Here is a 13,477-nt window from a genome sequence, read left to right as displayed (position 1 = left end):
CAAATGCTGGAAGCGGATGAGCGTCAGCTACTGCTGCAAACATGGAATGCGACGGCGGCTCCTTACCCAGCCCACCAGTGCCTTCATCAGTTGTTTGAGGCGCAGGTGCAGCGCAGCCCGGAAGCTACTGCGCTGGTGTATGAAGCGCAGACACTAAGCTATGCGCAATTGAATGCATGGGCCAATCGCCTCGCGCATCGTCTCATTGAATTGGGGGTTAAGCTGGATGCCCGAGTGGCGATCTGCGTCGAGCGCTCGCCGGCAATGGTCGTGGGGCTATTGGCGATCATGAAGGCGGGCGGCGCTTGTGTGCCGCTCGATCCCGCGTATCCGTGCGAGCGCCTCGCGCATATTCTTAATGATGCGGCGCCAACGATCGTCCTAGCTGATGCAATGGGCAGGGCCACGTTGGGGGAAACGGCGCTTGCGTGCCGAACCGTACTTGAGCCGGATGTACCGCTCGATCAAGTTGCACCCAACCCGCGGGTAGCCGAACTGACTCCTCGCCATCTTGCCTATGTCATCTACACATCGGGCTCCACCGGCACGCCGAAGGGCGTGATGATCGAACATGTTCAAATTGCACGCTTATTCGAGGTTACAAAGCTTAACGGTACGTTAAATGAAGATCAGGCGCTGTTCGACCGGCCACGAGGTTATAGTCTGACGCCTGCCGATCGCGTTCTCCAAAAAGCACCCTTTAACTTCGATGTATCAATTTGGGAGCTATTTTGGACATTGCTCAATGGCGCGACCCTTGTTGTAGCAGACGCCGACGCTCATAAAGATCCTGTTGCCTTAATGGATCTCATTGCCCAGGAGCGCATCACGACTGTCCACTTTGTGCCATCCATGCTCAGCATTTTCTTGGATACGGAAGGTGTTCAGCGATGCACATCGGTAAAGCATCTGATTTGCGGTGGCGAAGCACTGCCCGGTGCGACTGTCCAGCGGTGTCAAACGCTGCTGCCTGACGCGCAAGTTCATAACTTGTATGGTCCCGCTGAAAATCCCATTGGTACAACGTTTTGGACCTGTCCAGTGGCATGTGTAGAAGACAATATTCCAATTGGGCGGCCGATTGCGAACACGCGCGTTTATTTGCTTGACGCGCACGGCCAGCCGGTGCCACTGGGTGCGGTCGGCGAGTTATCTATTGGTGGTGCGGGGGTCGCACGCGGCTATTTGAACCGTCCAGAGCTGACCGCTGAGCGCTTTGTGCCGGATCCGTTCTCAGAGGACGCTAATGCGCGGCTGTATAAGACCGGGGATCTGGCGCGTTATTTACCGGACGGCAATCTGGAGTTTGTGGGGCGCAACGATGACCAAGTGAAGATTCGCGGCTTTCGCATTGAACCGGGCGAGATCGAAGCGTGCTTAACGGCGCATCCGCAAGTGCGCGACGCGGTGGTGCTGGCAACAGGTGAGGGCTCGGCTAAGCGGCTCGCCGCGTATGTGCAGGCCGAAGCGGACGCGCACCTGGCGAGCACACTGCGCGCACACGTGGCGGCGAGCCTGCCTGAGTATATGGTGCCCAGCGCGTTTGTGCGGCTGGACGCGTGGCCGTTGACACCGAACGGCAAGCTGGATCGGCGTGCACTGCCCGCACCGGATGACGCCGCGCTCGCGCATCAAGCGTATGAAGCGCCGCAGGGCGAACTTGAGACGACGCTCGCGGCGATCTGGGCCGAGCTATTGGGTGTCGAACGTGTCGGCCGGCACGACAGCTTCTTTGCGCTCGGGGGCCACTCGCTGCTGGCGGTGCGGTTGATGAACCGGGTCAGAGCGCTGGGCGCCGACGTGCCGCTGGCCGCCTTGTTCGCGACGCCAACGTTGGCGGCGTTTGCCGCAGCGCTCGACGCCCATTGGCAACAAGGCACCGATACGCTGCCCGAGATCACGCCGGTGTCGCGCGAAGGCAGTTTGCCGCTATCATTCGCGCAGCAGCGGCTGTGGTTCCTCGCGCAGCTTGATGGGGTTAGTGACACATATCATATTCCGCTGGCGCTGCATGTGCGCGGGCCGCTTGATCGAGCGGCTTGGCAACAGGCATTGGATGCGCTGTTGACGCGTCATGAAGCGCTGCGCTCGACGTTTGTGAGCGTTGACGGTCAGCCGCAGGTGCGGCTGCTGCCGGCGGACACGGGCGTGCCGCTGCGCTGGCATGATCTGCGTGGGGTGCCGGATGCGCAGGCGCAACTAGCACGCTTGCGTTACGAAGCCGCGCACGCGCCGTTCGATCTGGCGCAGGGCCTGTTGATCCACGCATGCGGCATTCAAGTGGCCGATGACGAACACGTGGTGCTGCTCATACACCACCATATTGTGTCGGACGGCTGGTCGATCGGGGTGCTCGCGCGTGAGTTGAGCGCGCTATACGCGGCGAGCATCGGGGCGCAAGCCAATCCGCTGCTGCCGCTGACGGTTCAATATCCGGACTATGCGGCGTGGCAACGACAGTGGCTCACGGGTGAGCGGCTGCAGGCGCAGAGCGACTACTGGCGCGCGACGCTGGCGGACGCGCCGGTGCTGCTAGCGCTACCGACCGATCGACCGCGCCCGGCACAACAGTCGTTTGCTGGCGCGCAGGTGCCGGTGCAGATCGATGCATCGACGACACAAGCACTGAAGCGCTTAAGTGGAGAGTATGGCGCGACGCTATTTATGACGGTGCTCGCCGCGTGGAGCGCGGTGCTGTCGCGCCTGTCGGGCCAGCACGACGTGGTCATCGGCACGCCCAGCGCAAACCGGGGGCATGCCGCCATCGAGCCGTTGATTGGTTTTTTTGTCAATACGTTGGCGTTGCGCGTGGATCTGTCGGGCGAACCTGATACCGCCCAGCTGCTCGCGCGCGTGCGGCGCACGACGCTGGACGCGCAAGCGCACCAGGACCTGCCGTTTGAGCAAGTGGTCGAAGTTGTGCAGCCGCCGCGTCGGCTCAATCACACGCCGCTGTTTCAAGTGATGTTCGCGTGGCAGAACAATGAGTCAGGCGAGTGGCGCCTACCCGGGCTCACGGCCACGCCGGCTGAGCTCGAGTATGACGTCGTGAAGTTCGATCTCGAACTGAACTTGTGTGAGGCAAGTGACGAGATCATCGGTAGCTTAGCGTATGCGACGGCGCTGTTCGACCGGTCCACGATCGAGCGGCACGTCGGGTATCTGCAGACGATGTTACGCGCAATGGTGGCTCATCCACAGCAGCCGGTCGCAACGCTTGAGTTGTTGTCACCGGCCGAGCGCCAGTTGCTGCTGCAGACATGGAACGCGACGCAGCAGGCGTATCCGAAACATCGGTGCGTGCACCAGCTATTCGAAGCGCAGGTCGAGCGCACGCCCGAGGCGCCAGCGCTGGTCTATGAAGACCAAACGCTCAGTTATGCGCAGCTGAATGCCCGGGCGAATCGCCTCGCGTACCAGTTGATCGAGTGGGGTGTCAGGCCTGATACTCGGGTGGCGATTTGTGTCGAGCGTAGTCCCGCGCTGGTCGTGGGGCTGCTGGCGATTTTGAAAGCCGGTGGCGCGTATGTGCCGCTCGATCCGAGCTATCCGAGTGAGCGCTTGGCGCACATCCTTGCCGATGCGGCACCCAGCATTGTGCTCGCAGATGCGGCCGGGCGCTCTGCGTTGAGCGACGCGGCGCTCGCCGAGTGTACGGTGCTCGATCCGACCATATTGCCGGCGTTGCCGGATACGAATCCATCGGTAGCCGAGCTGACGACTCGGCATATGGCGTATGTGATCTATACGTCGGGCTCGACCGGCACCCCGAAGGGCGTGATGGTCGAACACCGCGGGTTGAGCAATTATTTGAGTTGGGCTATGTGGGCGTATGCTTTTGAAGAAGGCGCGGTGGTGTCTTCTTCACTCTCTTTTGATGCAACGGTTACCAGCTTATGGACACCGCTGCTATACGGCAGCACGGTGAAATTATTGAGCGCAGGTAACGAAATTGAGGCATTGGAGACATATGTACGCCAGGCGCAGAGTGAAGGATTGGTGAAGATCACGCCGGTTCATTTAGACATATTGGGCCAGCGGTTACAACAGGAAGGAATTAGAACGCGGGTGGCTGCTTTTGTGATTGGAGGAGAAGCGCTGAATGCTTCGACCGTGGCGATGTGGCAACTCATACAGCCGAGTATACGGCTGATTAACGAATATGGACCTACAGAGACGGTAGTGGGATGCGCTGTGTATGAGGCAAGCACGCCGCTGCCACAATTTGGTTCGGTTCCGATCGGCCGGCCGATTGCAAACACGCGTATTTACCTGCTCGATGCGTATGGCCAGCCGGTGCCACTGGGTGCGGTCGGTGAGTTATATATTGGTGGCGCGGGGGTCGCACGAGGCTATTTGAATCGCCCAGAGCTGACCGCTGAGCGCTTTGTGCCGGATCCGTTCTCAGATGAAGCGGATGCACGATTGTATAAAACCGGGGATGTGGCACGTTACCGACCGGACGGCAATCTGGAGTATTTGGGGCGCAACGATGAGCAAGTGAAGATTCGCGGTTTTCGGATTGAACCGGGTGAGATCGAAGCGTGCTTAACGGCGCATCCGCAAGTGCGCGACGCGGTGGTGCTGGCAACCGGTGAGGGCTCGGCTAAGCGGCTGGTCGCGTATGTGCAGGCCGAAGCGGACGAGCACCTGGCGAGCACGCTGCGTGCACACGTGGCGGCGAGCCTGCCCGAGTATATGGTGCCCAGCGCGTTTGTGCGGCTCGATGCGTGGCCCTTGACACCGAACGGCAAGCTCGATCGGCGTGCGCTGCCCGCACCGGATGATGACGCGCTCGCGCATCAAGTGTATGAAGCGCCGCAAGGCGAACTTGAGACGACGCTGGCGGCGATCTGGGCCGAGCTATTGGGCGTCGAACGTGTGGGTCGGCACGACAGCTTCTTTGCGCTCGGCGGCCACTCGCTGCTGGCGGTGCGGTTGATAAACCGGGTCAGCGGGCTGGGTGCCGATGTGCCACTGGCGACTTTGTTCGCGACGCCCACGTTGGCGGCGTTTGCTGCGGCGCTCGACGCCCCCTTGCAACAAGGCGCCGATGCGTTGCCCGAGATCACGCCGGTGTCACGCGAAGGCAGGTTGCCGCTCTCGTTCGCACAGCAGCGGCTGTGGTTTCTCGCACAGCTTGATGGGGCCAGTGACACATATCATATGCCGCTGGCGCTGCATGTGCGCGGGCCGCTTGATCGAGCGGCATGGCAACAGGCATTGGATGCGCTGTTCGCGCGTCATGAAGCGCTGCGCTCGACGTTTGTGAGCGTTGAGGGGCAGCCGCAAGTGCAATTGCTGCCGGCGGACACGGGTGTGCCGCTGCGCTGGCATGATCTACGTGGGGTGCCCGATGCCGACGTGCAGCTGTCGCGGTTGAGTCACGAGGCCGCGCACGCGCCGTTCGATCTGGCGCGTGGTCCGTTGATCCACGCATGTGGCATTCAAGTGGCCGATGACGAACACGTGGTGCTGCTCACCCAGCACCATATTGTGTCGGACGGCTGGTCGATCGGGGTGCTCACGCGCGAGTTCAGTGCACTGTACGCGGCGAGCGTTGGGGCGCAAGCCGATCCGCTGCCGCCGCTAGTGGTTCAGTATCCAGACTATGCGGCGTGGCAACGACAGTGGCTCACGGGCGAGCGGCTGCAGGCGCAAAGTGACTACTGGCGCGCGACGCTCGCCGATGCGCCGGTGCTGCTGGCACTGCCGACCGATCGGCCGCGCCCAGCACAACAGTCGTTTGCCGGCGCGCACGTGCCGGTGCGGATCGATGCACGAACCACGCAAGCGCTCAAGCGCTTAAGCGCTGAGCATGGCACAACGCTATTTATGACGGTGCTCGCCGCATGGAGCGTAGTGCTCGCGCGCCTGTCAGGCCAGTGTGACGTGGTCATCGGCACGCCCAGCGCCAACCGGGGGCATGCTGCCATCGAGCCGTTGATTGGCTTCTTTGTCAATACATTGGCGTTGCGTGTCGACTTATCCGACGAGCCCAATACGAGCGAACTGCTTAAGCGCGTGCGGCGCACGACGTTGGACGCGCAGGCGCATCAAGACCTGCCGTTTGAGCAAGTCGTGGAGATCGTGCAGCCGCCGCGCCGGCTCAATCACACGCCGCTGTTTCAGGTGATGTTGGCGTGGCAGAACAATGAGCCAGGCGAGTGGCGCTTACCCGGGCTCACGGTCACGCCGGCTGAGCTCGAGTATGACGTCGTGAAGTTCGATCTCGAGCTGAACTTGTGTGAGGCAGGCGACGAGGTCGTCGGCAGCTTAGCGTATGCGACGGCGTTATTCGATCAAGCGACGATCGAGCGTCACGTCGGGTATCTGCAAACGATGTTGCGCGCCATGGTGGCGTGCCCCCAGCAGCCGGTCGCAACGCTTGAGTTGCTGTCACCGGCCGAGCGCCAATTGCTGCTTCAGACATGGAACGCGACGCAGCAGGCGTATCCGAAACATCGGTGCGTGCACCAGTTGTTCGAGGCACAAGTCGAGCGCACGCCCGAGGCGACAGCGCTCGTGTACGAGGAACAAGCGCTCAGCTATGCGCAGCTGAACGCACAAGCCAATCGCCTCGCGCACCAGTTGATCGAGTGGGGTGTCAAGCCCGATGCGCGCGTGGCGATCTGCGTGCAGCGTAGTCCCGCACTGGTGGTGGGGCTGCTGGCGATTTTGAAAGCCGGGGGCGCGTATGTGCCGCTCGATCCGAACTATCCGAGTGAGCGCTTGGTGCACATCCTCACCGATGCGGCACCGGCGATTGTGCTCGCGGATGCGGCCGGGCGTGCTGCGTTGGGCGACGCGGCGCTCGCGTCATGCACGGTGCTCGATCCGGCCACCCTGCCGGCATTGCCGGACACGAATCCATCGGTAGCCGAGCTGACGGCCCGGCATCTGGCGTATGTGATCTATACGTCGGGCTCGACCGGCACACCGAAAGGGGTGATGGTCGAGCATCGGGGCGTGGTAAACCTTGCTCTGGCGCAGATTGCCTGTTTTGGGGTGCAGCCAACCAGCCGCATTGTGCAGTTTGCGTCGTTCAGCTTTGATGCGAGTGCCTCCGAAATCTTGATGGCCTTTGGCAGCGGTGCAGCGTTGTATCTGCCACCCGAGACGGCCCGGCATGATCGGCATGCGCTGTGGGACTATTTGGCAAGCCATGCGATTACGCACGCGACTTTACCGCCTGCACTGCTTCAACATGGCGCAGATTTGGCTAGTCTTGGTTCGTCCTTGACGTTGATTCTGGCAGGTGAAGCACCCAGTGCAACGTTGGTTCGAGACTTAGCGAAACAAGGCACAGTCTTTAATGCCTACGGTCCCACGGAGACGACCGTTTGTGCCACAGCATGGCGTGGTGCACGTGATTTCAGCGGTGAGGTCTCGATTGGCCGGCCGATTGCGAACACGCGCGTTTATCTGCTTGACGCGCATGGCCAGCCGGTGCCGCTGGGCGCGGCCGGTGAGTTGTATATTGGTGGCGCGGGGGTGGCGCGTGGCTATCTGAACCGCCCGGAGCTGACTGCTGAGCGCTTTGTACCCGATCCGTTCTCAGAGGGTGCGGATGCGCGGCTGTATAAGACCGGTGATTTAGCGCGGTATTTGCCGGACGGCAACCTGGAATTCTTGGGGCGCAACGATGACCAAGTGAAGATCCGCGGCTTTCGCATTGAACCCGGTGAGATCGAAGCGTGCTTAACGGCGCATCCGCAAGTGCGTGATGCGATGGTGTTGGCAATCGGTGAGGGCTCAGATAAGCGGCTGGTGGCCTATGTGCAGGCTGAAGCGGACGAGCACCTGGCGAGCACGCTGCGTGCACAGGTGGCGGCGAGCCTGCCTGAGTATATGGTGCCCAGCGCGTTTGTGCGGCTCGATGCGTGGCCGTTGACACCGAACGGCAAACTCGATCGGCGTGCGCTGCCCGCACCGGATGATGAGGCTCTCGCGCATCAAGTGTATGAAGCGCCGCAAGGCGAGCTGGAGACGACGCTGGCGGCGATCTGGGCCGAGCTATTGGGGGTGAAGCAGGTCGGTCGGCACGACAGCTTCTTTGCGCTCGGCGGCCACTCGCTGCTCGCGGTGCAGTTCATTGAGCGTCTACGGCGTCGGGGCTTGAGTGTGTCGGTGCGGCTGCTGTTTGAGGCGCCGACGCTCAGTGCGTTGGTGCAGACGTTGGGTCAGCGCCGTGATGTGGTGGTGCCTGCGAACGCGATCACGCCCGACACGAGTGCGATTACGCCGTCGATGCTGCCGCTCATTGAGCTGACGCAAGCGGACATTGATAAGATTGTCGAGCAGGTGCCGCAGGGTGTGACCAATATCCAAGACATTTATGCCCTGTCGCCGCTGCAAGACGGGCTGCTGTTTCACCATCTACTCGCGCACGACGGCGATCCGTATCTGCTGATACTGCAGCTGGCCTTTGATACGCGAGCGCGGCTTGACCAGTATCTGCACGCGCTGCAGCAGGTGATCGATCGGCACGATATTTTGCGCACCGCGTTCGTGTGGGAAGGTGTGTCCACGCCCGCGCAAGTGGTGTGGCGCCACGCGCGGCTGCCGGTCACCGAGCTGACGTTGGACGCCGCTGACGGGCCGATCGCGGAGCAATTGGCGCGGCGCTTTGATCCGCGTCACACGCGGCTGGATCTGACGCAAGCGCCGCTGCTGCATTGTGCGATCGCTCAGGATAGTGAGGGGCGCTGGCTACTCACGCAGCGGCTGCACCATTTGATTATCGATCACTCAACGCTGGAGGTGATGCACGCGGAGGTGGGCGCATTCATCGAGGGTCGAGGCGATACCCTGCCGCCGGCGCAGCCGTTCCGCGATCTGGTCGCGCAAGCAAGGCTTGGCGTGAGCCAAGCTGAGCACGAGCGTTTCTTCACTGAGCAGCTTGCGGACATTGACGAGCCGACCTTGCCGTTTGGGCTCGCGCAGGTACAGCACGACGGCAGTGACGTGAGCGAGTCACACCGGATGCTGCCGCCGGCGTTGAACGATCGGTTGCGTGCGCACGCCAAACGGTTGGGCGTCAGTCTGGCGAGCTTGTGTCACCTGGCGTGGGCGCAGGTGCTCGCGCGCGCGAGCGGCCAACAACGCGTGGTGTTTGGCACCGTGCTGTTTGGTCGGATGCAAGCGGGTGAGGGTGCCGATCGTGCGATGGGGCTCTTTATTAATACGCTGCCGCTGCGCGTGGACCTGGACGGCAGTGTGCAGGCCGCCGTGCATGTTACGCACGCGCGGCTGGCGGCACTGTTGGAACACGAGCATGCGTCGCTGGCGCTCGCGCAGCGCTGCAGCGGTGTGCCGGCGGGCACGCCGCTCTTTAGTGCGCTGCTCAATTACCGGCACAATGCGATGGATTCAAGCGAGCGCAGCGGGCTACCGGGTGTGGAACTGTTGAGCGCGCGGGAGCGCACCAATTATCCGCTAATACTGTCGGTGGATGATGATGGGCAGTCGCTGAGGCTGACGGCCCAGGTCGTGTCGTCGCTGGAGCCCGAGCGAGTGTGCGCGTATATGCAGCAGGCGCTGCACAGCTTGGCCGACGCGCTTGAGGCAATGCCCGACACCGCAGTGCAGCAGTTGCAGGTGCTGCCCGAGGCGGAGCGTCAGTTGCTGCTTCAGACATGGAACGCGACGGCGGCTCCCTATCCAGACCAGTGCCTTCATCAGTTGTTCGAGGCGCAGGTAAAGCGCACGCCCGAGGCACCGGCGCTGGTGTTTGAAAATCAAATGTTTAGTTATGCGCAGCTGAACGCCCAAGCCAATCGCCTCGCGCACCAGCTCATTGAATTGGGTGTCGAGCCGGACGCCCGAGTAGCGATCTGCGTCGAGCGCTCGCCGGCAATGGTCGTGGGGCTATTGGCGATCATGAAGGCGGGCGGCGCTTGTGTGCCGCTTGATCCCGCGTATCCGTGCGAGCGCCTCGCGCATATTCTGCATGATGCCGCGCCAACGATTGTACTCGCTGATGCAACGGGCAGGGCCACGTTGGGGGAAGAGGCGCTTGCGTGCCGAACCGTACTTGAGCCGGATGTAGCGCTCGATCAAGTTGCAACCAACCCACGAGTAGCCGAACTGACTCCTCGCCATCTTGCCTATGTCATCTACACATCGGGCTCCACCGGCACGTCGAAGGGCGTGATGATTGAACATGGGCAAATTGCACGCTTATTCGAGGGTACAAAGCCTAACGGTACGTTAAGTGAAGACCAGGCGCTGATCGACCGGCCACGAGGTTATAGCCTGACGCCTGCCGATCGCGTTCTCCAAAAAACATCCTTTAACTTCGATATCTCAATTTGGGAGCTCTTTGGGACGTTGCTTAATGGCGCAACCCTTATTGTCGCAGACGCCGACATTCATAAGGATCCTGTTGCCTTGAAGGATCTTATTGTCCACGAGCGCATCACGACGGTTTACTTTGTGCCATCCATACTCAGTATTTTCTTGGATACGGAAGGTGTTCAGCGTTGCACATCGGTGAAGCATTTGATTTGCAGTGGCGAAGCACTGTCCGGTGCGACTTCCCAGCGGTGTCAAACGCTGCTGCCTGACGCGCAAGTTCATAACTTGTATGGTCCAACTGAAAATGCCCTTGGTACAACGTTTTGGACCTGTCCAGTGGCCTGTGTCGAAGACAATATTCCGATCGGGCGGCCGATAGCGAACACGCGCGTTTATCTGCTCGATGCGCACGGCCAGCCGGTACCACTGGGTGCGGTCGGTGAACTGTATATTGGTGGCGCAGGCGTCGCACGCGGCTATCTGAACCGCCCAGAGCTGACCGCTGAGCGCTTTGTGCCCGATCCGTTCTCAGATGATGCCGATGCACGGCTGTACAAGACCGGGGATTTGGCGCGTTACCGACCGGATGGCAATCTAGAGTTTTTGGGACGCAACGATGAGCAAGTGAAGATCCGCGGCTTTCGCATTGAACCGGGCGAGATCGAAGCGTGCTTAACGGCGCATCCGCAAGTGCGCGACGCGGTGGTGCTGGCAACCGGTGAGGGCTCGGCTAAGCGGCTCGTCGCGTATGTGCAGGCCGAAGCGGACGCGCACCTGGCGAGCACACTGCGCGCACACGTGGCGGCGAGCCTGCCTGAGTATATGGTGCCTAGTGCGTTTGTGCGGCTCGATGCGTTTCCACTGACGCCGAACGGCAAGCTCGATCGGCGTGCACTGCCCGCACCGGATGACGACGCGCTCGCGCATCAAGCGTATGAAGCGCCGCAAGGCGAGCTCGAGACGACACTCGCGGCGATTTGGGCGGAGCTATTGGGTGTCGAACGTGTGGGTCGGCACGACAGCTTCTTTGCACTCGGCGGTCACTCGCTGCTCGCGGTGCGCTTGATGAACCGGGTCAAAGGGCTGGGCGCTGACGTGCCGCTGGCCACCTTGTTCGCGACACCGACGTTGACCGCGTTTGCCGCGGCGCTCGACGCCCACTGGCAACAAGGCACTGATACGCTGCCCGAGATCGCGCCGGTGTCGCGCGAAGGCAGTTTGCCGCTATCGTTCGCGCAGCAGCGGCTGTGGTTCCTCGCGCAGCTCGATGGGGTTAGTGACACATATCATATTCCGCTGGCGCTGCATGTGCGCGGGCCGCTTGATCGCGCGGCCTGGCAACAGGCATTGGATGCGCTCCTCGCCCGCCATGAAGCGCTGCGCTCGACGTTTGTGAGCGTTGACGGTCAGCCGCAGGTGCGGCTGCTGCCGGCGGACACGGGCGTGCCGCTGCGCTGGCATGATCTGCGTGGGGTGCCCGATGCCGACGTGCAGCTGTCGCGGTTGAGTCATGAAGTCGCGCACGCGCCGTTCGATCTGGCGCGCGGTCCGTTGATCCACGCGTGCGGCATTCAAGTGGCCGACGACGAACACGTGATGTTGCTCACGCAACACCATATTGTGTCGGACGGCTGGTCGATCGGGGTGCTCGCGCGTGAGTTGAGCGCACTGTACGCGGCGAGCGTCGGGGCGCAAGCTGACCCACTGCCGCCGCTAGCGGTTCAGTATCCGGACTATGCGGCGTGGCAACGACGGTGGCTCACGGGCGAGCGGCTGCAGGCGCAAAGCGACTATTGGCGCGTGACGCTCGCCGATACACCGGTGCGGCTGGCGCTACCGACCGATCGACCGCGCCCGGCGCAGCAATCGTTTGCCGGCGCGCAGGTGCCGGTGCGCATTGATGCGGCCACGACGCAAGCACTGAAGTGCTTAAGCGCGGAGCACGGCACGACGCTATTTATGACAGTGCTCGCCGCATGGAGCGCGGTGCTCGCGCGCCTGTCAGGCCAGCACGACGTGGTCATCGGCACGCCCAGCGCAAACCGGGGGCATGCCGCAATCGAGCCGTTGATCGGCTTTTTTGTCAATACGCTGGCGTTGCGCGTCGACTTATCCGACGAGCCCAATACGAGCGAACTGCTTAAGCGCGTGCGGCGCACGACGCTGGACGCGCAGGCGCATCAAGATCTGCCGTTTGAGCAAGTGGTCGAGATCGTGCAGCCGCCACGCCGGCTCAATCACACGCCGCTGTTTCAAATGATGTTGGCGTGGCAGAACAATGAGCCAGGCGAGTGGCGCCTACCTGGACTCACGGCCACGCCGGCTGAGCTCGAGTATGACGTGGTGAAGTTCGATCTCGAACTGAACTTATCTGAGGCAGGCGACGAGGTCATCGGCAGCTTAGCGTATGCGACGGCGCTGTTCGACCGATCCACGATCGAGCGGCACGTCGGGTATCTACAGACGATGTTGCGCGCCATGGTGGCGTGCCCCCAGCAGCCGGTGGCAACGCTTGAATTACTGTCACCGGATGAGCGCCAGTTGCTGCTGCAGACATGGAATGCGACGCAGCGGGACTATCCGTCGCACTTATGCATCCACCAGTTGTTCGAAGCGCAGGTCGAGCGTACGCCCGAGGCGCCAGCGCTCGTGTACGAGGACCAAGCGCTCAGTTATGCGCAGCTGAACGCCCGAGCCAATCGTTTGGCGCACCAGTTGATCGAATGGGGCGTCAGGCCGGACACCCGGGTGGCAATCTGTGTCGAGCGCTCGCCGGCGCTGGTCGTGGGGCTGCTGGCGATTTTGAAAGCCGGCGGTGCGTATGTGCCGCTCGATCCGAACTATCCGAGTGAACGCTTGGTGCACATCCTCGCCGATGCGGCGCCCAGCATTGTGCTCGCGGATGCAGCCGGGCGCGCTGCGTTGGGCGACGCGGCGCTGGCCGAGTGTACGGTGCTCGATCCGACCACGCTGCCGGCGTTGCCGGACGCGAATCCGTCGGTGACGGGCCTGACGGCCCGGCATCTGGCATATGTGATCTATACGTCGGGCTCGACCGGGACCCCGAAGGGCGTGATGGTGCCGCATCATGCGATTGCACGGTTAGTCATCAACAATGGCTATGTTGACATTGGCACCGGTGATCGTGTGGCGTTCGCAGCGAACCCGGCTTTCGACG

1 protein-coding gene is annotated in these 13,477 nt (G+C 62.0%); it reads left to right on the top strand.

Going from position 1 to position 13,477, the window contains the following annotated elements:
* The coding region (locus B0O95_RS14690) for a non-ribosomal peptide synthetase (RefSeq protein WP_146064104.1) at positions 1–13,477 on the top strand (13,477 nt) is incomplete at both ends.

The organism is Mycetohabitans endofungorum, assembly GCF_002927045.1.
In the GTDB taxonomy this organism is placed as follows: domain Bacteria; phylum Pseudomonadota; class Gammaproteobacteria; order Burkholderiales; family Burkholderiaceae; genus Mycetohabitans; species Mycetohabitans endofungorum.
Note: the sequence above shows the minus strand (reverse complement) of the source record. Positions and strands in the feature narration are given on the sequence as shown.